The following is a 20,639-nucleotide window of genomic DNA, read 5'->3' as shown; positions in this document are numbered from 1 at the left end:
TCCTGCTGCTGAACAAGACGATAGAGGTCATCTACCGTTGTTCTTTGGCGATAGACACGCTGAAACTTTTTTTAAGAATTCATTCTCCCTTTCAAGCTCGCGCATTCGAACTTCCATAGCCTTGTATTTAGCGGCATCCACGGGTAAATCAGGTTTAGGGCCGCCACCTTCGTGGCCCTCGTGGGAGAGCTTGATCCAGCGTTTGAGTGCGGTCAGGGAGATGCCGAGTTCAGCAGCTACAAGAGCTAATGGTCGGCCAGAGGATTCAGCCAAGGCAACGGCATCAGCTTTGAACTCATCGGAATAGGTTGGTCGAGAAGACATGGGAACAATCCTTTCAAAGACTGATGCTCCTATAGGTGTCAAGCGACTGTTTTCAGTGTTTGCAGCTGCTGATAATCAGTGAGCCACTTTTGGTATTCAAGGGCTCGTTTCTGGTCTTTGGTGATACCTCGTTCGAGTCTGGATAGGCGGTTGAGATCGCAGTCCAGGAACTGCGCCGCGGCAGTGAGAGTGAGCCCAATTTCGAGGCGGAAGGCTCGGAGGTCTTTGCCATGGAGGACCGGTTGCGGGTTGGTGAGCAGGTGAAAGACTTCCCTGGCAATGGCACGTTTGAGGCACCGCAAGATTTCCTTCTTCGTCTTACCGTCGGCCGTGCGCTTGGCAACGTAGATTTTCGTCATTGGATCGCTGGCCATGCGTACCAAAGCGATTTGATACAAGGCAGAGTTCGCTGCCCTGTCGCCGCCACGATTGAGGCGAAACCTGTTCGTTTGTCCAGAGGAGGCCGGCAACGGCGATACGCCGCAGAGAGCCGCAAAAGCAGCCTCGCTGTGTAGCCGCTCAGGATTGTCGCCGGCTGTAATGAGCAGCTGGCTGGCAATGATTGTGGAAACTCCCCTTACGGCGGTCAGGGCCGTGTTTACCTGCTCTACGAGAGCCTGAAGTTCACCCTCGCAGATAGTAATTTCCTCATCTAGGTAGATATACCTTTTCGCCAATCGTTTCAGCGTTGAACGCGTTGCCGTTTCCACACAGTCAGCCCTTACATGAGTATGGGAAGCGGCAAGTTGGCCCACGAGCTTCTTGGTGGAAAGGCTCTGGTACTGGGCACGAACCTTCTCTGGAGCCGTGACGAGAAGACTCTTGATCTGGGTAACAACCTCAGCGTGCGCCTTCAATGCTGATCTGCGCCCAGCATGGATGACCCGGATGGCTTCTACCGTGCCGATACTGGTTTTCGGAGTGACGACGTCTTGATGGGTCAAGGCAGTGTGCGCTGCAGTGTAGGCGTCAATGGCATCGGATTTACCCTTCATACGGCGCACCACTTTGGCCGGGCGGATCACTTCCACGACTTCAATATTTCGGGCTTGAAGATGACGGGTCAATCCTGCCCCGTAGGAGTTGGTCCCCTCGATTCCTACCCGCAGGAGTTCTCCTTGGCAGGTGATAAATGCTGTCAGTGCCTGATATCCCGCTTTCGTTGCCGGGAACTGCACCGCGCTGAGGTGCTCGCCGTGCAAACTGATCACCGCCGCGTAATGGGTGTCTTTATGTGTATCTACACCCGCGATAATCTGAGCCATGGCCTGCTTGTTGCCTCATAGCAATACCTCCGGGAAGCTGAGTCGTTGCCTCATTTAGAAACCTCCGCTAGGGCCTTTTATTCCACCAGGTATTGACAGGTGGTTTGGTCGGCGGAATTTTCTTGGCTAGGGAGAGCTTTTCCAGCTCGCCGGTCAGCGCGAGGATCTCGCGTTGGAGATGGGCCGGCTTGATGCGCTTGAAGGCGGCGTTCATGGTGATGATCGGACGCTTTCGGACCGTCGGGTCTTTGATGGCCCGCTGGTGTGGGGTCGCTGGCACGTCGTAGTGCTTGATGACTTTGGCGCCGTAGCGCTGCTTGGAGACGAGCTTTTGTTGGGGCAGCAGGTAATTGGTGAAGGACCGGTCGAGCTCCCAGATCTGGTTGAGTTTAGCCAGCTCCGCCGGGGTGTCATAGCGCAGGTAGCCGACGAGTTCCCGGACCCTGGCCCAGTTCTTTTGCTCCACATGGGCGCCATCATTTTTGTTGTAGGGCCGGGACCTGGTGAACGTGATCTTGTGGTCCTTGCAGTAGTTGAACAAGTGCTCGTTAATGAACTCACTGCCGTTGTCGCTGCTAAGCCGAATTCGGCTTAGCTCCGATTATGCCGAGGAAAACGCTAAGCCGAGGGAGCGTGCTGTGGGCCATGTTCTGCGGGGAATTGGGGTATTTTCCTCGGCTTAGTGTTTCCGACTTTCTCCGGGGTTACGTTCGTCTTATCCATTGGTCCAGTGGAAGGGGAATGTCATGGAACCGACGGTCAGGGAAATTGGTGAGCGGGTTGTTGCTGCATTGGTGGTGGCTGAGTATGCGCCGCTGACGATCGGCAACTACCGGAAGTGGATCCGGTGGTTGGAGCTATTTTCCAGGGAGCAAAATGGCGTATATACGCCGGGTTTGGGTGCAGAATTCGCTGCGCTGACGACGAGCCCTCGGACGGGGAAGTTCAGTGTTCAGCGTTGCCGTGACTATCACCGGCTGGTGACAGTCTTTGATTCCTATGTTCTGACCGGGCGGGTGGACCTTTCGGTGAGAAAGCGCGGACAAGGTCGTGGGCTTCCACAATCCCAGGAGTTTGCCACACTCTTGAGTGCTTGGTCCGAAGAAATCGAACTGCGAGGATTGGCTGCAGAGACACAAAACGGATATGTCCGGATGGCCCTCGACTATCTCCTGTACTTAGAAGGTATCGGGGTGAGGTCGCTTCAGGATGCTGAGGGTGCCAGTGTGTTGGGATTTCTGGGATCGCTACGGGCGCGCTGGGCGGCTGGCACGATGTGGGCTGCGGTGATCAATTGTCGCCCGTTCCTGCAGTTCATCCAACGTCCTGATCTAGTCGATGCCCTGAAAATGGTGGCGGCGAAACGGCACCACGACATCATTTCAGTGCTGGGGAACGATGAGGAGGAAGCCGCCGTTCAGGCCTGTCTGGGCGGGAAGATCCCTGCTCGGGACGCAGCGATCACCTTGCTGGCGTTAGTCACCGGTTTGCGTGCTTGTGATCTGGTTGCCTTGCGCATGACTGATATCGACTGGCGGACCCTGACGATCGGGATTATCCAGCAAAAGACCGGCAATCCTTTGACGCTGCCGATACCTCCCGTGATCGCGGAGAAACTTGCAGAATATGTCCTCGATGAGCGTCCTAAGTCGGCGGACGGACATGTCTTTTTACGATTGCTGGCGCCCTATACGCAGCTGGCTGACCATGCTGGTGTCTATGCAGTGATCAGAAGGGTGTTTAAGGCGGCTGGGGTGGATCGCCCACGGGTCGGCACAAGGCTGCTGCGCCACAATGCGGCATCTAAACTCCTGCGTGCTGGAACACCATTGCCGACGATATCGGCGGTTCTGGGCCATTCGAACCCCGATTCCACCAATGTTTATCTGAGTACAGACACCGAGCATATGCGTGCGTGTGTCCTGCCACTCCCGGAGATGGAAGGAGTGCTCTGATGAACGTGCCGAGATTCTCTAGTGTGTTCGCACCCGATCTCGAACAATTCCTTGCTTTCAAGGAAAGTATGGGCATCCAATGCACATCCCGCCTCTGGCATTTGCAGAATTTTGACCGTTACTGCACGGATCATGGACTGCAGAATTTCGACCGGTCAACCGTTGAGGGGTGGGTGACTTCCCTGCAGGCGAGCCAGCCACATTCCTGCCGATCCTGGATGTCTTACATCAGGGACTTCGGTCGATGGGAGAGACTCAACGGCAACGAAAACGCCTACGTGCTATCGGATCAGTGGAAAGCCAAATTTCTCCGCCCGCAACCGTATCTGCTGACGCAAGAGGAAATCAGCCGGTTTTTTGCCTCCGCGGCCCGGTTGAAAACGCTCACACCTTGGAAATGGCAGGGGCCCGCGTTCTTCGCGCTCATGCATTCCTGCGGGCTACGCACCGGCGAGGTCCGCAGCCTCCAGCGCGAGGATGTGAACCTCGCTGAAGGATTCATTGACGTGCACTGGTCCAAGGGCAACCGCAGCCGTCGGCTTCCGGTCACCGGAGAGATCAGCGGCATCCTGGAGGTCTGTGATCAGGCGTTGCAACGGGCCTTGGACAATGAACGCACCTCATTCTTCGCCTCCGCCACTGCAGAGCCGCTGACGGCAGGCATGATCGGTTTCATGTTCAACAAGATCTGGGACCAAGCCCGGTTACCGCGGACCACCGAAGGTAAACAGCCAAGACCGTACGACTTTCGACACCACTTTGCCTATGGCAACATCGAGAGGTGGATGGCCGAAGGTGTTGATGTGAACACCATGCTGCCCTACCTGGCCCGCTATATGGGACATGCCTCGCTGGAGAGCACCTATTACTACGTTCATACATCCCCGGATTTCATGAACGGCTACGCCGATCTGACCCGTGGGAGCCAGGAAATTTTGCCCGAGGTGGGATTCGAATGAAACGAGACACGAGCACCGATGCCCCGAATTTCTGGGGCTACGCACGCAACTATTTGCATGACTACATGCCCAAAGTTAGGGGCCTGTCGCCCAAGACCATTGAAGCGTACCGGATCTCCTTGGAATGCTTCGTGAGCTTTCTTGTTGGTGAGCAGCATATCGAAAGCAAGGACATCAGCTTTGATCACTTCGAGCGACGGTTGCTCAAGGCGTGGCTGATCTGGATGCGGGAAACCAAGAGTTATCAGCCAAAGACGGTGAACCTGCGCCTGACCGCCATCAAGGCGTTCCTGCAGTATGCCTCCCAGGAAGACCTCCGTTTGGTGGCACTCCAACAGGCTGCAAAGGCTCTCAAAGCCCCTGCCCTGGCGAAAAGGCCCATCGAATACCTTGAACAGCACGAGACCATGGCGATCCTTGCTGCTTTCAACGGCACCAGCATAAAGTCCCGGCGCAACCGCATGCTGCTAATACTTCTTTACGAGAGCGCAGCACGCGTCAGTGAGCTCACCACTCTGACCTTGGGAAACCTGAAGTTGGCGAAACCGGCCCACCTCACGCTGACCGGCAAAGGGAGCAAAAGCCGCGTCGTTCCTCTGGGCGACACAACGGTCGAGCACCTGCAGGTCTACCTCGAAGAATTTCATCCCCAGTGGGTGTCCTTGCCCGCCACGCGCCCGCTGTTCTACAGCCTCCATCTCGGTGAACCGACCCGACTCTCGGAAGACAGCCTCTCAGCAATCCTCAAGAAGGCCGGAGACATCGCCCGAGAGTCCTGCCCATCGATCCCCGCCACGTTGCACTGCCACATGATCCGCAAGACCAAAGCGATGGACCTCTACAAACAAGGAATCCCATTGCCCATCATCATGCAACTGCTCGGACACGAAAGCATGAGCACCACCTCGGCCTTCTACGCCTTCGCCACCCTGGACATGATGCGCGAATCCATGAACACGGCCACCCCCGGCATCAACCACGCCACCGCGGAGTGGCTCAGCGAGAAAAACCTGCAAAAGCTCTACACCCTCCGGTAACCACCGAAACACTAAGCCGAGGAAAATACCCCAATTCCCCGCAGAACATGGCCCACAGCACGCTCCCTCGGCTTAGCGTTTTCCTCGGCATAATCCGAGTCGTTCCCGATGATCGGGAACGGAAATGCGGCCATGACATATTGCAGGGCTTCAAACACCCATTTGGCGGCCTTGTTCTGCACCGAGCGGTTGACGGTCCAGCCCGTGGAAATATCCGTCACTGTCAGGGTAAAGCAGAACTCACCGGAGGCGTTCCCGCCCTCGTGGGCGACCAAGTCGATCTCCACGAAACCAGGCACGGCGTCATCCCATTCGGCCCACGTCCGCATCGGAATCTGCGACTTCAACAAGGACCCGGGCTTGGTGTGGGAGCGTCCATGCGGGAGCATCGTGGATCGGGCTCCTGCCAGTTTTCTATCGATGGTTGCTGCGCTCATCCGCACCAGCAATGCCGCTTGGGCATCCGTGATGACGAGCTCCTTTTCCTTGCGCAGCAGTGGCACCAGGGCCGGCATCATGGGTGCCAACAACTTCCCTGCCGGGGCCCGCAACACCGACCAGCACAACACCAACGGCGGGATCAGGTCCGGCCCGTAGAGTGGCCTCCTGCCCGTCCTGGGTTTCGGTGGTGGAGGGTTCAACGCATGCCGCAATGCCGCACGCGCGTAGTCCCGGTGCCAGCCCGTCAACTCGACCAATTCATCAAGGATCCGGGTCTTTACAGCCCGCGAGGACCTCTTGTAAGTCAGGGCCCGCTTCTTCACCACTGCTTGTCGTTGCGCCATTGTCAGCTCCATAGAAACTGGCGTACCCGATACCGCAAACACGAATTTGACGCCACGCCGAAGCGGAGGAAATCAAATGAGGCAACGTATACGGCTACGCGGAGGTTTTCTATGAGTCAACGCGGCCTGTTTCCCATCCTTCTAATCTGCCTACAATTGAAAGGTGGCGATCAGGCTGGCAGACAAGACGTTGACGAGATCACTGGCCGTGCTCAAGCTCCTATAAGGTCATGCCCGCTTGACCGCCACCTAATAGAAGGCGTCCGCCGAGCAGACAGATCAGATTCAAGACAAACCCCGCCTGGAGCCGTCAGTCTCACATAGGGTCACCCGGCAGAACACCCAATACCAGTATCAACGTCCCAGATCCTTGACACACCTCAGCTGGGTGCGTTGGCGGCGCAGTTAGTAGAGCGACTCTCTCGCACCCGTGTGGAAGTCCGGAGTTTTGCCGCTCTGGTACTTGTTCGGGTTGTACTCAACGACGACTGGGAACCTGATTGGTTTACTCGATTCGCCGCCTGGTATTCAACGCAAGACGAAGTGACCGAAAATAACCCGGTACGAGGATGCAAAACCCCGCACCTGGCATCTGGCGCGACCAAGAGGACAATAGGGTCGGGTTTGCCATTGCGATCACTCATTTTAATTCGCGTTGAACCGTTGACATTCAGTACTCCGCCGCCGCAGAGCGACACTTTCGGGACCTTCTTCATATCGGGTCCGCGAGGATGTGGAGTCTCGAACCATAGGGCCACGCACCCGCAAGCGAAGGCCGACGAAACGCGAACGGCAATCAACAACTTGAGACAAAAGCACGACTCAATTAAAAAACACCTAGGTGTCCCGCAGGTGGACGAACCGCGTGCCGCGGACAGGACATCGTTGGCGCAGGTTTGCTGATCAGCCGTACTCAGTGCCAGCATCCGCCGTAAACGGCCGATCAAGCGCCTGATGAGAGTTCCGGTGGTGCTCGTTGAGACCGCAACAAGCTGAGCTGCCAGCTCCAGCAGGGCAGTGCGCGCTCGGTCTGCACTACCTGAGATGAGCACCAGAGATTCACTGTCACTCCGGGTGACCTCCACAGGATGATCTACTGCAGCCGCGACGACTCCCGGGAAAGAGCGGCTCAATTTTCACTTAGCGTAGGATTTATCCGATTTCTGCGGCGAGCCCAAAAACAGGCCAACTACGTCATTTTGGCTTTCTACGGGAGAATAGGAGTATCGGGAATCGCCCGCAACCGTAAGGAGCAGTTCGTGTCTGAAGCTACGCCAGAGGTCCGTATTGTTGTTGGTGTTGACGGTTCGCCAGCCTCCGTCCGCGCACTCAAAGAAGGTGCTCGGTTGGCAGCAGAGCTAGGTGGCGCAGTGGACGCTGTAGCGGTCTGGGAAATGCCCACCAAACACGCCAGCTACGCGGCATTGGGCATTGGGAATTTTGAGGAAGGTGCGCAAAAGGTTCTGCGCGACGCGCTCTTCCAGGCCTTTGGTGAGAACGTACCCAACTCTGTCTCGGCCCGACTCATCAAGGGACCGGCCGCCAGTGGGCTCGCCGCCGTTGCAGAAGGTGCGCGCATGCTCGTTGTGGGAAGGCGTGGTCATGGCGGCATCATGGGCTTGCTGCTCGGTTCCGTCAGCGCTGCAGTGGTCAACCAATCGCCCGTGCCCGTACTCGTGGTTCAGTAATGCTCCTGGTTCAGAAGGAACTGTGCTGTGCCGCAGCTTCGGCCCTCTCCAAGGCAGCCGCAAGCTGGGCCACGGCTTGCTGGTAGGTCCCTATCTGCTGCTCCGTCAGAGCCTCACTACTCAGCGCGGGGGAGAGCCGTCCCGCAACAGCTACTGCTCTGATAAGGGAGGCAGTTTCAGGAACGCCAACATCGCTCATATCCGGAAAATCAATGGCTGCAGCCGGGTCCAATTCGTAACGGCTCCATTGGACGAGCAGTGACTCATGCCAGGCCGAGGTCTCCTCAAGAGCAGCAACAAGTGCGAGGTCTCGCTTGTTGGCAGCCGCCTGACGTGCGTGCCGACGGGCATAAAAATGTGTTCCAACGGCCGTGGCAGCCGCCACCAGAACCAAGGCACCAGATAGTGCAGGCGTTTTCATCGCCGGGATCAAGATCATGGGCATCACTATGCACAGGCCCGTGAACGTGTACCAAAACGTTGCGTCGGGATCAGCTTTGCGGCGGATTGCTGAGCCTGCCATCCATACGGTGGCTGCAGTGGTTGCCACCACTAGAACTGCAAGAACAAGGAACACCATTTTGTCTCGACCTCCCGGCACCTTGGCCGGACTGCCCCGTCCGGACGCACGCACAGGGCCAAATTAAATAAGCCCTTACCTCAATTGGAAGCCGATTTTTACTCACGGTCAAGGGCCGGCCCGGTCTAGGACTCATCGGCGGAGAGTTTTTGCTCAGGGCAGGCGCGGGCCAACTGTGAGTAGCGCCGAAATAGCGAACATCATGATCAGTGAGTATCGGAACATGAGGCGTGCCCAACGATCGTTATCCGTGGTGCGAAGCCCGCGAACGGCCAAGACGAGCCACCCGGCTCCGAGGACTGCCATCAGGGCCGTGTAAAACCAGCCGGTATAGCCAAAGAGCTGGGGGAGAAGTGAAACAGCCACGAAAACGGCTGTGTACACCAGGATCTGAACCTTGGTGTTGGCAACACCTCGAACAATTGAAATGACAGGCACCTTGGCTCGGGCATATTCCTGCTGCCGGTAAATGGAGATCGAATAGAACGCTGGCAGCTGCCAGAAAAATAGTATGAGGAAGACTATTGCTGCGCCGGCGTCGAGCTCGTTGCTGGCTCCAACATAGCCGCCCAGAATGGGTGCGGCCCCGGATACGCTGCCCACCAAGGTGCCGTGGATGGACAGGCGTTTGGAAAGCATGCCGTAGAGCACCACATAAGCTAAAAAGCCGGCCAATCCCACGAACACAACTAATGTGTTGGTCCACGCCACTAGTACGGCCATGCCGCCTAGACCGAGAAGGGCGGAGTAAATGAGAGCATTGCGTGCCCCCACACCTCCCGTGACAGTGGCCCGCTTTTTAGTCCTGGCCATCAACGTATCAATATCGCGGTCAAGAACATTGTTCAGAACGCAGGCGGAGCCAATGACCAAGGTGGTGCCGATGCATACTGCCAAGAACAGGAACCAGTCCAGCGCGCCAGGACTGGCAAAGAGGAACCCGGCGGCCGCCGTGAGTACATTTCCATACAGCACCCGCGGTTTGGTCAGCGAATAATAACGCAGTACCGAAGCACGCCATGATGATCCTGTGGCACGGGCAGCCAATGCGCTGTCTTTACCATCCAGGTGCGTCGTACCGTCAAAACTGGTGCTTACGTCTAGATGGTCCGGCTGACCCGGATCGGAAAAACTGCGCACGGCCATGGGCAACTCCAAGAGTGAACGGTGATTCTCACCAGCGTATCGCGGCTCGTCACAAACCATCAGCTACGGAGACCTAGGTAACGATTATCTGCTCTGGAACGCAGGCTGTAACAGTTGGGAGTTCTTTCTGCCCGGACTGCTGCGAGGAGCACAGCAAAGATCTACCGTGAAATAACTCATATATGAGCTAAACATTGTCACTTCCGGAAAGGGTGATTCCCATGAAATACATCAAAGCCTGGCTAGCAGTTGTGGGGTTGCTGGCCGCATTTATCCTTATAGCACCCGCGCCGGCACAGGCGGCGCCCTACTGTGGCATTACGTGGGGCTCTCTCGCCAAGACGGCAGGGAGCGCTTCTAACGCCACAGTTGCCAACGTTCGCGCAGGTCAGCACGCGTGCTTTGACCGCTTGGTGGTGGATCTCAAGGGCCAAGCCAATGGCTACACCGTTGAATATGTGACTGAAGTGGTGCGGCCAGGCAGCGGCGTGGCAGTTCCCGTGCGGGGCGCGGCCGATCTAAAAATAACCGTCAAAGCTCCCGCTTACACCAGCAGTGGCGCGGCTAGTTACACTCCCGCCAACCGTAACGAGCTGGTCAATACAGCCGGGTATGCCACCTTCCGTCAGGTAGCCCTAGCAGGCAGCTTTGAAGGTACCACCACCTTGGCCTTAGGAGTCCGGGCCAGGCTCCCCTTCACGGCATTTGTTCTGAACGGACCAGGCAATACATCCCGCATCATTATTGACGTGGCGCACCGCTGGTAGGCACCTGCCGCCGCTGTTAGAAGTCTCGAGTGCCGCTGTTGTACTTCTTCAAGTACGACGGCGGCACTCACCTTTTTCCTGACCGCCGGCTCGGTCTTCGGTGCGGCTTTGCCTATCGCGATAATCGGATTTATATACGTATAGATTTAGGCTTCTATTGATCTAGCCATATCTATATATTATAATTGTGGTATGGGCAATTCGAGGGAAGTCCCGGCGGATCGGGACGCGTCATCCACCCCACTCAGTGCGGCGGACCTCATTGACGGGCTCGCTCTTCCCACCCTTGAACCGCTGTCGTGGTTCATTTCCTCCATGCAGGCATTACCGCCGCTGCCCATTCCCGGAACAAACAGTGCGCAGCCTGATGAGGGCCCATCGGAAATTGCTGCGCCCCAATCGCAGCTTGAGAGTGTCCGGGCGCTGATAGACGGCTGTGGTGAAGCACTTTCAGCTCTGCGGAGGCATCAGAACCAATGTGCAGCTCTGGTAGCACTCATGGTGGACCGCCTGGAATCTGCAGCCATGCTGGAAGGCGGGCTCTTGACGCTCGATTGGTGGCAGAAAGGCTGCGCCTTGGACCAGATTAGCGCCGAGCTGGCCAATATTTTGCATGTTCCTGAGAGTGTCGCTGGAGTGTTGATCGAGAAGTCAATGATGTTAGTGCGGAAACTTCCCACCTCCATGGAACTGCTCTCAGCAGGGGAATTGGGCTGGGATTTTGCGCTCATCATTGCGGAGGAAACCAGCCTTTTACACCAAGCCGAGATCCCGCAGGAAGCCATCGATTCTTTCGAGAAGCGTCTGTTGGAGCATGCCGGCAATAAAACTCTGCCAAGCTTTCGCTCTACCGCCCGCAGATTGCGAGAGCGCAGCTATCCCGAGACCATCGTGGCGCGGACCAGGCGTGCTTATGCTGACCGGAATGTGCGTGTCCACCGTGGATTTGACGGTATGTCCTGGTTTAGCCTTTACGGTCCAGCCCCTACTATCGAGGGGATCTGGGACCAGTGCACTTATACGGCACAAGCCGCCCGGGGCGATCATGAAGTCCGGACGCTCTCGCAATTGCGCGCAGACGTGGCGGCCGCCTTGCTGCTGAGGCAGAGTATGGACGAGAACGGCATCCATTTGCCAGCCTCATCACAGGCCGGAACCACAAACGCGGTGCCTGCAAACCCCGTAGTGACAAACACTGAGAGTACCCGTGGCCATTGGGGACAAATGGACGGCTCGGCTTCTGGCGGTGATTCCGGCGCTAGTCTCGATCTGCTTCCATGGCAGCTGCGGCCGGAGCCAGATGCATGTGGGGAGGGGCTTTTCCCCGACCCTGATCGCGGTGGGGCCCTGCTCCACCCGTGGCAAGTTCCAGTCTTTGAAGATGCCAACTACTACGACCCCTTGTTTCACGAGCCGGATCCTCGCAACCGCCCGGATTGGCTTTGCAATTCCCAGCTGCCAGAGTTGAGTATTGCAAGCACCGTCAGTGGTGAAGTATGGCCACCGCTGCCACAAGTCACTCCTGTCCTACTAGTTCCGGCGCTATCCTTACTCGGCGTGACCAATGAGCCGGCATGGATGGAGGGAACCGGACCTATAAGTATGGAAGTCGCCAAACGCTTGGCCGTAGAGGCCGGCAGCTTCCTCAGAGTCCTCGTTGATCCCCTAACTAATAGACCCATCGATCGGTATCCGGACCGTTATCGGATCGACCGCGCCATGCGGACCATGCTGCTGATTAGAGATGTTTACTGCCAGTTCCCCGGCTGCATGGCCAAAGCTATTAATTGCGATGTAGACCATGTTAAGAGCTTCGAAAGCGGTGGCAGGTCCATCTATAACAACTTGGAGCACCTGTGCGGGCACCACCATCGGGTTAAGCACTTCAAAGATGACAAAGACAGGCATGGTAGGCGGCGCTGCATTGCAGAACCCGAGCGTCAGAGCCTTCGGCTCCGTGGCTGGTCGCCCCGCGTGGAAGAAAACGGAACCATCTCGTGGATATCGCCTTCAGGCCGTTACTGCCCGCCAGAACCCCCGGAACAGCAACCGCCGGTCTATCCGAAATGGTTGAAAAAGATTATCCAGGGCTCGCTAGGGCAGCACCCCAGTGGTGGGCAAATTGGCCAGCGAATCTTAGCTGGCGAGCCGTTAGCTGCCGCAGCGAGGCAGGAGAGAAGCAACGATTCCTGGGACGGTGTTGTAGGGGACAGCGAGAGCTGGGACGGTGTTGGTTTGACCGAGGATTGCTGGGGTGGCGATACTCTGCCCGATCCTCCGGCGGCCACGCCGTACGACGAGGAAGACGACGCCATTCTGACTCGTTTGGCGATCCTACGGGCTCAAGATCAGCAGCTTCTGGGCCTCGCTGACGCAGCGTAGAGCTCCTTTAGTACCGTTCTGGCTCAGTGCCTAGGGCGAACCGGAATCCCCGGACACTATGGGGGAGAATCTCCACGAAGGTGTATTTCAAGGTTTGTAGCCAGGGAGTAAGAGGCAGTTCGCTGGCTGCGTCAATCTCTGTTTGCGATTCCAGTACCCGGGCAGTGCCCTTGAGTACCACACTCCAGGCTTCACTTTCGGTAAGTCCGTCTATCTCAAAAGCCACGGAATCATTGATGGTTAGCTCCGCCAACTTCGTCCCGGGATTGGTACGCATCAACAGTTTCCCATCATGGGCCAGATAGTTGATTGGAAAAATGTCTGGCATGTTTCCCACGCTTAGTGCCAACCTCCCAAAGCGTGTGTGTTCGAGGAAGCGCCAGGCTTCGTCTTCGCCCATAACCTGACCCGGATGCTCTTCACTGTTCATACTGTGATTATGCACCATTCGCCGAGCTGGCGGTGGTGCCAGCACTTTCCCGCAGCACTACCGTCCCTGTGACTGTCGATCCGGTCTGCGTTTCCGCCTCTAGCGCCAGGGTTGCCGCCAGCCGCCCTATTTCTTCAAGGGGCAGCCGGTAGGTGCTCAGTCCTGGGAAGTGGTCCCGCAGGGTGGGAATGTCATCAAATCCTGCAACCTGTACATCTTCGGGAATCCTTAGTCCCCTGGACCGCAGCGCAGTCATTGCTCCGAGAGCCATGACGTCGTTGGCGGCAAGGATGCAAAGGGGTGAGTCCAGGGAGGTACCTGCGGCAACGATCCCCAAGGTATCGAGGCATTCCAGGGTGGCGTTAAACCCACCGCGGCTCGAGAATTCGCCTTCCACAACGGCCAGGGGAGTTAATTCACGCTCAGTCAAGGCCTGGTGAAAACCTGACACGCGTGATCGCGCAGTGTTCCTGTCATGGGGTCCGGACAGAATGGCAAAGCGCACCAGTCCCCGGTCCACCAGCGCAGCAACCAGATCACGGGCACCTTCAAAGTTGCCAATGGAAATCACTTTGGCATGAGGGATGGAAGTGGCTCCCAAGGTGACAACCCGGCCGCCATTTTTGATGTACCGCTCCAGATTCCGGCTCAGCAGAGGGTCCTCTTCGAGGAAGCGTGACGTGGCAAGAATGATGGCATCTGTGCGGTAAGAGATGAATGCATTCACGGCCGCTAGTTCGGCGCTGTGAGTGGCGCTGTGAGTGGAACCGTCAGTGGCCCCGTCACCGCCGCCAAAATCTGTCCCCGCCAGCAGCACCTGGCGCCGCGACTTCAGCGCAACCTCCTGAACGCCGTGGGCAATCGCGGAAAAGTAAGGATCGGCGATGTCGTGCACCACCAGTCCCACTAGGCCCGTGGTTGAGCGGGCCAGCGCCTGAGCCTGCGCATTGGCTACGTACCCCAACTCTTCGGCGGCAACCCTGACCCGCTCGGTGATGTCGGCGGCCGGGTTTCGCGAGGAACCATTCAAGACGCGTGATGCAGTGGCTAGCGAGACGCCTGCAAGGCGGGCAACCTCAGTGAGTTTGACGGGCACAGCATTTTCCTTGTCATGAAGGACGCGGTTTGGTCTTGTGAACGGGTTGCCCCAATGATATGTTGAACAGCAGATGGAAAGCGCTTTCCAAGTATCAGGCCACGCCGGGCAGTCCGGCTCTCCAACAACACCATCCGGGAGATTCACATGACTCTGACAGCATCCACCGAGCAGGCAACTGCACAGTCCACATCTGTTGGCAACGAAGCCAGCAACGTCGCCGGCGGCAAGCCGCGCGTCATTCGCATTGCCATGAACGGCATCACCGGGCGCATGGGCTACCGCCAACACCTGCTGCGTTCCATCCTGCCCCTGCGTGAAACCGGGCTGACGCTAGAAGATGGCACCAAAGTTGGCATTGAGCCCATCTTGGTAGGCCGCAACGCCGAGAAGGTCCGCGAACTGGCGGAACTGCACAACGTTGAGCACTGGACCACCGATCTGGATGCGATCATCGCCGATCCCACGGTCGACGTCGTCTTCGACGCCTCCATGACCAGCCTGCGCGCCGCCACCTTGAAGAAGGCCATGGCCAATGGCAAACACATCTTCACCGAGAAGCCCACAGCGGAGACCCTCGAAGAGGCCATCGAGCTGGCCCGCATCGGCAAGGACGCCGGCATCACAGCAGGCGTTGTGCATGACAAGCTGTACCTACCGGGTCTGGTCAAGCTGCGCCGTCTTGTTGACGAGGGATTCTTCGGACGCATCCTCTCGATCCGCGGAGAGTTTGGCTACTGGGTGTTCGAAGGTGACCACCAGGCCGCACAGCGCCCCTCCTGGAACTACCGCAAGGAAGATGGCGGCGGCATGACCACTGACATGTTCTGCCACTGGAACTACGTCCTTGAGGGCATCATCGGCAAGGTCAAGAGTGTCAACGCCAAGACTGCAACCCACATCCCGGCTCGCTGGGACGAGGCAGGCAAAGAATACAAGGCAACGGCGGACGACGCCGCCTACGGCATCTTCGAGCTCGAAACCCCGGAAGGTGACGCCGTCATTGGCCAGATCAACTCCTCCTGGGCCGTACGCGTTTACCGCGATGAGCTTGTTGAATTCCAGATCGACGGCACCCACGGCTCCGCCGTCGCCGGCCTTAACAAGTGCGTCTCCCAGCAGCGCGCCAACACACCCAAGCCCGTCTGGAACCCGGATTTGCCCGTGACCGAATCCTTCCGCAGCCAGTGGCAGGAAGTCCCCGCGAACGCAGACCTGGACAATGGCTTCAAGCTGCAGTGGGAAGAGTTCCTGCGCGATGTTGTGGCCGGCCGCGAACACCGCTTCGGTCTGCTCTCCGCAGCCCGCGGCGTACAGCTGGCCGAACTGGGCCTGGCCTCTTCCGCCGAGCGCCGCACCCTGGACATCCCAGAAATCGAGCTTTAACAATGACACTCTCAATCACCCTTCCGCTGCCCAGCGGCGAGTTAGAGAACCTGACGCTGAATGCAACTGGTCCTTGGCGCAAACCCACCGAGCTGATCACTTCCCGCAAGGTTTACGCCGCCGCGCACGTCACCCCGAAGGTGCTGGGCAACAACGTCCCCGGCGCCCCGGCTGACATTGACTGGGACGCCACCTTGGCATTCCGCCGTGAGCTGTGGAGCTGGGGCGTGGGCATTGCCGACGCCATGGACACCGCACAGCGCGGCATGGGACTGGACTGGGCCGCCACGCAGGAGCTCATCAACCGCTCCGCCGCCGAGGCCGCGCTCATTGCCACCCCGGAACGCACCGTGCGTGACCTTTTGGCCTGCGGTGCCGGCACCGACCAGCTGGATCCCGCCACGGTGGAGCCGGGCGAGGCCGGGCTAGCCGCAGTGCTAGCTGCCTACCGAGAGCAGATCGCCGTGGTCGAGGCATCAGGGGCCAAGGTCATCATTATGGCTTCCCGCGCCTTGGCCAAGGTTGCCTCCGGTCCCAATGATTACCTGAACCTCTATGGCACCCTGCTCTCCGAGGTCAAGCAACCCGTGGTCCTGCACTGGTTGGGCACCATGTTTGACCCGGCTCTGGCCGGCTACTGGGGGAGCGACGACGTTGCCGCAGCCACCGCAACATTCCAGAAGCTGATTGAGGCCCACGCTTCCAAGGTTGACGGGGTGAAGGTTTCCCTGCTCGACGCCGGACATGAAGTTGCGCTGCGTGCCAGCCTTCCTGAGGGCGTGCGTCTGTACACGGGCGACGATTTCAATTACCCGGAACTGATCGACGGGGACGGCGAACACTATTCGGACGCCCTCTTGGGCATCTTCGCCGCCATTGCCCCTGCCGCATCCACTGCGTTGCAGGAGTACGATGCCGGCCGCTCGGCAGAAGCACGCGCCATCCTGGACTCCACCCGGGATCTTGGCCTGCACATCTTCGAGGCACCCACGTACTACTACAAAACGGGTATTGCCTTCCTTGCCTGGCTCAACGGCTACCAGGCTGGGTTCCAAATGGTCGGCGGCCTGCACTCAGGCCGGGACCTGAACCACTTGGTCAAGCTGTTCCGCTTGGCCAACACAGCCGGGCTGCTGCTCAATCCCGAACAGGCAGCCACCCGCATGGCAGGCTTCTTGAACGCGGCCGGGGTCGCCTCAGTGGCCAAGGGCGCCGAGTCCACCGTCCTGGAAGGAGCACAAGCATGAGCACCTTTAAGAAGCTGTCCATCAACACCGCCACCATTAAGAAGGCATCGCTGGCCGAGGCCCTTGACCTAAGCGTGGCTGCGGGCCTGAAACACATTGGGCTGTGGCGTGACAAGGTGGCCGAGGTTGGCCTAGAAACGGCCGTCGAGCTGGTCAAGGCCTCCGGTCTGCAGGTTTCCAGCCTGTGCCGTGGCGGCTTCCTGACCGCAGCCGATGGCGCTGGACAGGCCGCAGCGCTGGCCGATAACAAGGCCGCCATCCTCGAGGCCAAGGCCCTGGGCACCACCGAAATCATCATGGTGGTGGGTGGGCTGCCGGACTTCAGTGTCTCACCCGGCGCCGTAGACGGGGGCGGTGAAGCTACCGCCGTGGCTGGTGGCAAAGACATTGTCCTGGCCCGCCAGCGCGTGGCAGACCGCCTCGCCGAGCTGGTGCCGTTCGCACTGGAACACGGTGTCCGCCTGGTGCTCGAGCCGCTGCACCCCATGTATGCCGCAGACCGCGCAGTGCTCTCCACCCTGGGTCAAGCTCTGGATCTGGCCGCGCCACACCCGGTCGAGGCTGTTGGCGTTGTGGTGGACACCTTCCACGTCTGGTGGGACCCGTCCCTGCGCGAGCAGATCGCCCGTGCCGGCGCAGCGGGCCGCATTGCCTCTTACCAGGTCTGCGACTTCAACCTGCCTATCGCCGCCGAGGCACTGCTGTCCCGCGGTTTCATGGGCGACGGCGTAATTGACTTCGCCTCCATCGGCCAGTGGGTTGCCGAGGCAGGCTACAACGGCGTTGTTGAGGTGGAAATCTTCAACGAGGACATCTGGAACCTGCCCTACGCGCAGGTCGTTGACACGGTCAAGGCCCGCTACGCCGAACTGGTGGAACCACATTTGGTGCGCGAACTAGCTGGCTAAATGTACTTCAGGAAGCGTTCCGGCGCATCCATGAACGAGCGCCAGTTCCGCACGAGTTCAAGCTCCTCCCAGCTGTTGGGACGCAACCCCCACGGCCCCACCTCGTAAATGTCGGCTCCCGGCAGGGATGCCAACAGCGGGGAGTGGGTCGAGAGGATGACTTGGGAGTCGCCGTCGTCCATCAACGCGGTGAGCACGCTGAGCAGGGACAGGCAGCCGGAGAAGGATAGTGCGGATTCGGGCTCGTCCAGGATCCACAGTCCGCCGCCCCGGAAACGGTTCACGATCAGCTCTAAGAACGATTCGCCGTGGGACATCTCGTGATAGTTACTGTCAGGGATGCCGGTGGAGGGGTTGTCCTCGAGGTAGCTGAAGAAGCCGTGCATGGTTTCGGCGCGCAGAAAGTAGCCGTATTTGCTGCTGCCAATGTTGCGATCCACTTTGAGGTAGGAGTGGAGATCGGATTCGGTGGGGCGGCTGTGGTGCATGGCGCCGGTGGAGCCGCCCTCCGGGTTCACCCCGTAGGCCATGGCGATGGCCTCGACAAGTGTTGACTTCCCGGAGCCGTTCTCGCCCACGAACACCGTGGCGCGGCCCAGATCCAGGCCCTCGCGCAGTATGTGCTGCACGGGGGCCAAGGTTGCGGGCCAGATGTCTGGATTGGGCGGGTTGAAGTCGTTGATGCCCACATGGTGAAGGGGTGTTTGCCCAAAGATCATGGGGTTCCTAGGTGTAGAAGGGCTGGGGTTGGGCCGGATCGGCAGGGATAACATCAAGGCGTTCATCCTCGCAGAGGGCCTCGATGGCTTCCGCTCCTGCCCCAATTCCGGCCCAGTGCGGGTCAACATCGTTGGAAACGCACCATGACCGGTCTGCCGGCCAGATGTAGGCAGGCTCTGGCAGCCACGGCTGTCCGGGAGCCTGATCCTCTGTGGCAATGTCCCAGCTTCCGTTCTCCGAAACGCTCCCGTGATAGAGGAAGAATTCCCGGTGCGGGGTTTCGAAGCGGGCGCCGGGCATGGCGAATCCGTAACCGTCCCAAAATGCGAAGAAGAGTTCCTGAGGTGTTGTGGTGTAGCTCAGCAAAGTGGACACCACAATGTTTAGCCGTTCGGTCTCGGAAAGCCCTCCGGTAGCAACAGGGCCGTCAGTTTCGTCTTGTCCGGCCCGGGTGGGATCCGGGATGAAGCGCAGCCGGGAATGGCTGTCAAACGCCGCCGGACCAAAAGTGAGAACTCGCTGCCACGGCAGCTCGGAGTTCATGATCCAGCTGGCGGCGGCGCAATAGGGACTGGGGCGAAGACTCATGCACTTACTCTATCGAGGACTGGATTGAGCGGAAGCAATACTGGAGCGAGCCTTACGCCACGCGGGCTTCATAGTCTTCCCAGCAACCTTTCAGGTCCCCACAGCTCGCACGGGACTAGCATTGATAGTTAGCAGAGGCAATGAATTTCCCTGCCCCAAATTCTGATGAGGGGCGCAGCATTGTGGAACAAGCGAGAGTGCGTGGTGGCGGCAAAGCTGCAAGCTGGCAGGTGCGGGACTTAGCCAATCCGCACTACAAGTGGATAGTCCTTTCCAACACCACTCTTGGCGTCCTCATGGCCTCCATCAACGCCTCCATTTTGCTGATTGCCTTGCCCGATATTTTTCGCGGTGTGGGCATTAACCCCCTGGCCCCGGAAACACCAGCCTGCTTCTGTGGTTGATCATGGGCTACATGGTGGTCACAGCCGTGCTGGTTGTCAGCTTTGGCCGGCTGGTGTTCTTAGTGTCCGTCCCTGTAGGGCTCTTCGGCACAGTCTGAGCGTACCTGCGGCTGCACGATACCTGAGCGCGGACGCCCGCACGTCTGGATTGGTGGGGGAACGTGAGCTTCGCGGTGGGCTTGATTGCCGTGTTGGTGGGCATCACCTACGGCATTCACCCCTACGGTGTTCACACCATGGGGTGGAGTAACCCGTGGGTTCTGGCTGCGGTGATAGGGGGAGCCCTGGTGCTGGTGCTCTCCGCCATTGGCCGTGGCGGGGTCATGTTCATCCTGATCATTTGGCTGCAGGGGATCTGGCTGCCGCGCCATGGCTACAGTTTTGCGGATACGCCACTGTGGGCCGGGATTTACATGCTCCCACTCACCGCCGGTGGCCGGGCCCATCTCGGGCGCTATTTCCGATAAGCACGGAGCCCGACTCCTGGCCACCGGCGGCATGGTGGTGGCGGCTCTCAGCTTTGGTTGGCTGCTGCTGTTGCCGGTGAACTTTGCGTATTGGACTTTTGCCCTGGCACTGCTGCTGAACGGGATTGGCATGGGCCTGTTCGCCGCCCCCAACCGGGCCGGCATCATGAACGCGCTGCCGCCCAACCGCCGTGGCGTGGGTGCTGGCATGAGCACCACCTTCCAGAACTCGGCCATGGTGCTCTCCATCGGCTTCTTCTTCCTCATGGTCACGGGACTGGCCCGGACCCTGCCAGCCACCCTGAATGCCGGATTGATGGCCCATGGGGTGAGCGCGGCCGACGCCGGACGCCTCGCCGGCCTGCCCCCGGTCTCCGTCCTCTTTGCCTCACTTTTGGGATACAACCCGGTCCAGACTTTGCTGGGCCCCGCCGCGTTGGCGCAACTTCCCCCGGCCGACGCTGCTTTCCTCACCGGACGCGGGTTCTTCCCGACTCTGATCTCC

Annotated in this window: 21 protein-coding genes; 11 read left to right on the top strand and 10 right to left on the bottom strand. The window is 58.8% G+C overall.

The window, feature by feature from the left end; translation table 11 throughout:
• Nucleotides 1-27: 27 nt before the first annotated feature.
• From ABIB48_RS02000 to ABIB48_RS01990, 3 genes are all read right to left on the bottom strand, one after another.
• Complete coding sequence (locus ABIB48_RS02000; protein WP_354211651.1) at nucleotides 28-324, bottom strand: transposase; 297 nt, start codon at nucleotides 322-324, stop codon at nucleotides 28-30.
• A 38-nt stretch (nucleotides 325-362) separates the two neighbouring features.
• The gene (locus ABIB48_RS01995; protein ID WP_354211649.1) at nucleotides 363-1,589 is read right to left on the bottom strand and encodes an IS110 family RNA-guided transposase; all 1,227 of its coding nucleotides are present in this window, start codon (nucleotides 1,587-1,589) and stop codon (nucleotides 363-365) included.
• Between the two features lie 67 nt (nucleotides 1,590-1,656).
• A complete protein-coding gene (locus ABIB48_RS01990; protein ID WP_354211647.1) occupies nucleotides 1,657-2,055 on the bottom strand; it encodes a hypothetical protein in 399 nt (132 codons plus the stop codon).
• 280 nt (nucleotides 2,056-2,335) lie between these two features.
• Between ABIB48_RS01990 and ABIB48_RS01985 the strand changes: the two genes are divergently transcribed.
• The 3 genes from ABIB48_RS01985 (at nucleotide 2,336) to ABIB48_RS01975 (ending at nucleotide 5,540) form a co-directional block, all read left to right on the top strand.
• A complete protein-coding gene (locus ABIB48_RS01985; RefSeq protein WP_354211645.1) occupies nucleotides 2,336-3,544 on the top strand; it encodes a site-specific integrase in 1,209 nt (402 codons plus the stop codon).
• A gap of 218 nt (nucleotides 3,545-3,762) precedes the next feature.
• Nucleotides 3,763-4,503, top strand: a complete 741-nt coding sequence (locus tag ABIB48_RS01980; RefSeq protein ID WP_354211643.1) for a tyrosine-type recombinase/integrase — start codon at nucleotides 3,763-3,765, stop codon at nucleotides 4,501-4,503.
• Nucleotides 4,500-5,540: a tyrosine-type recombinase/integrase gene (locus ABIB48_RS01975; RefSeq protein WP_354211641.1), complete on the top strand. Its 1,041-nt coding sequence runs from the start codon at nucleotides 4,500-4,502 to the stop codon at nucleotides 5,538-5,540. The genes ABIB48_RS01980 and ABIB48_RS01975 overlap by 4 nt, the downstream gene beginning before the upstream one ends.
• 11 nt (nucleotides 5,541-5,551) lie before the next feature.
• Here ABIB48_RS01975 and ABIB48_RS01970 read toward each other — a convergent pair whose 3' ends face one another.
• Entirely contained in the window at nucleotides 5,552-6,325 is a 774-nt protein-coding gene (locus ABIB48_RS01970; protein WP_354211639.1) for a hypothetical protein, read from the bottom strand.
• A gap of 1,259 nt (nucleotides 6,326-7,584) precedes the next feature.
• Here ABIB48_RS01970 and ABIB48_RS01965 point away from each other — a divergent pair.
• On the top strand, nucleotides 7,585-8,013 hold the full coding sequence (locus ABIB48_RS01965; protein WP_315915366.1) for a universal stress protein: 429 nt from the start codon (nucleotides 7,585-7,587) through the stop codon (nucleotides 8,011-8,013).
• A gap of 10 nt (nucleotides 8,014-8,023) precedes the next feature.
• Here the strand turns inward: ABIB48_RS01965 and ABIB48_RS01960 are convergent, their stop codons facing one another.
• Both ABIB48_RS01960 and cyoE read right to left on the bottom strand, forming a co-directional pair.
• Entirely contained in the window at nucleotides 8,024-8,647 is a 624-nt protein-coding gene (locus ABIB48_RS01960) for a hypothetical protein (RefSeq protein ID WP_354211637.1), read from the bottom strand.
• Between the two features lie 99 nt (nucleotides 8,648-8,746).
• Nucleotides 8,747-9,739 carry a heme o synthase gene (gene cyoE / locus ABIB48_RS01955; RefSeq protein WP_354211635.1) on the bottom strand — a complete coding sequence of 331 codons (993 nt, stop codon included), beginning with the start codon at nucleotides 9,737-9,739 and terminating at the stop codon, nucleotides 8,747-8,749.
• A 221-nt stretch (nucleotides 9,740-9,960) separates the two neighbouring features.
• On the opposite strand from cyoE, the gene ABIB48_RS01950 reads away from it, so the two are divergent.
• Entirely contained in the window at nucleotides 9,961-10,506 is a 546-nt protein-coding gene (locus tag ABIB48_RS01950; protein ID WP_354211633.1) for an AMIN-like domain-containing (lipo)protein, read from the top strand.
• A 192-nt stretch (nucleotides 10,507-10,698) separates the two neighbouring features.
• The gene (locus ABIB48_RS01945) at nucleotides 10,699-12,888 is read left to right on the top strand and encodes an HNH endonuclease signature motif containing protein (protein WP_354211631.1); all 2,190 of its coding nucleotides are present in this window, start codon (nucleotides 10,699-10,701) and stop codon (nucleotides 12,886-12,888) included.
• Between the two features lie 7 nt (nucleotides 12,889-12,895).
• Here the strand turns inward: ABIB48_RS01945 and ABIB48_RS01940 are convergent, their stop codons facing one another.
• Both ABIB48_RS01940 and ABIB48_RS01935 read right to left on the bottom strand, forming a co-directional pair.
• Complete coding sequence (locus ABIB48_RS01940) at nucleotides 12,896-13,318, bottom strand: pyridoxamine 5'-phosphate oxidase family protein (protein WP_354211629.1); 423 nt, start codon at nucleotides 13,316-13,318, stop codon at nucleotides 12,896-12,898.
• A 7-nt stretch (nucleotides 13,319-13,325) separates the two neighbouring features.
• A complete protein-coding gene (locus tag ABIB48_RS01935) occupies nucleotides 13,326-14,414 on the bottom strand; it encodes a LacI family DNA-binding transcriptional regulator (protein ID WP_315915372.1) in 1,089 nt (362 codons plus the stop codon).
• Between the two features lie 252 nt (nucleotides 14,415-14,666).
• Here ABIB48_RS01935 and ABIB48_RS01930 point away from each other — a divergent pair, with 252 nt between their 5' ends.
• From ABIB48_RS01930 to ABIB48_RS01920, 3 genes are read left to right on the top strand one after another with little or no spacing between them, the layout of a single operon-like run.
• On the top strand, nucleotides 14,667-15,800 hold the full coding sequence (locus ABIB48_RS01930; protein WP_354212020.1) for a Gfo/Idh/MocA family protein: 1,134 nt from the start codon (nucleotides 14,667-14,669) through the stop codon (nucleotides 15,798-15,800).
• 2 nt (nucleotides 15,801-15,802) lie between these two features.
• Complete coding sequence (locus ABIB48_RS01925) at nucleotides 15,803-17,047, top strand: dihydrodipicolinate synthase family protein (RefSeq protein WP_354211626.1); 1,245 nt, start codon at nucleotides 15,803-15,805, stop codon at nucleotides 17,045-17,047.
• Nucleotides 17,044-17,955: a sugar phosphate isomerase/epimerase family protein gene (locus ABIB48_RS01920; RefSeq protein ID WP_354211624.1), complete on the top strand. Its 912-nt coding sequence runs from the start codon at nucleotides 17,044-17,046 to the stop codon at nucleotides 17,953-17,955. The genes ABIB48_RS01925 and ABIB48_RS01920 overlap by 4 nt, the downstream gene beginning before the upstream one ends.
• Here ABIB48_RS01920 and ABIB48_RS01915 read toward each other — a convergent pair.
• Together ABIB48_RS01915 and ABIB48_RS01910 are read right to left on the bottom strand one after the other, a co-directional pair.
• Nucleotides 17,952-18,674: an AAA family ATPase gene (locus ABIB48_RS01915; RefSeq protein ID WP_315915376.1), complete on the bottom strand. Its 723-nt coding sequence runs from the start codon at nucleotides 18,672-18,674 to the stop codon at nucleotides 17,952-17,954. The genes ABIB48_RS01920 and ABIB48_RS01915 overlap by 4 nt on opposite strands.
• A 7-nt stretch (nucleotides 18,675-18,681) precedes the next feature.
• A complete protein-coding gene (locus tag ABIB48_RS01910; RefSeq protein WP_354211622.1) occupies nucleotides 18,682-19,263 on the bottom strand; it encodes a hypothetical protein in 582 nt (193 codons plus the stop codon).
• A gap of 140 nt (nucleotides 19,264-19,403) precedes the next feature.
• Between ABIB48_RS01910 and ABIB48_RS01905 the strand changes: the two genes are divergently transcribed.
• Together ABIB48_RS01905 and ABIB48_RS01900 are read left to right on the top strand one after the other, a co-directional pair.
• Nucleotides 19,404-19,667, top strand: coding sequence for a hypothetical protein (locus ABIB48_RS01905; protein ID WP_354211620.1), 264 nt, complete (start codon nucleotides 19,404-19,406; stop codon nucleotides 19,665-19,667).
• A 161-nt stretch (nucleotides 19,668-19,828) separates the two neighbouring features.
• Entirely contained in the window at nucleotides 19,829-20,134 is a 306-nt protein-coding gene (locus tag ABIB48_RS01900; RefSeq protein ID WP_354211618.1) for a hypothetical protein, read from the top strand.
• Nucleotides 20,135-20,639: the final 505 nt, after the last annotated feature.

It is taken from the genome of Arthrobacter sp. UYCu511, from assembly GCF_040547105.1.
GTDB lineage: Bacteria > Actinomycetota > Actinomycetes > Actinomycetales > Micrococcaceae > Specibacter > Specibacter psychrochitiniphilus.
Note: the sequence above shows the minus strand (reverse complement) of the source record. Positions and strands in the feature narration are given on the sequence as shown.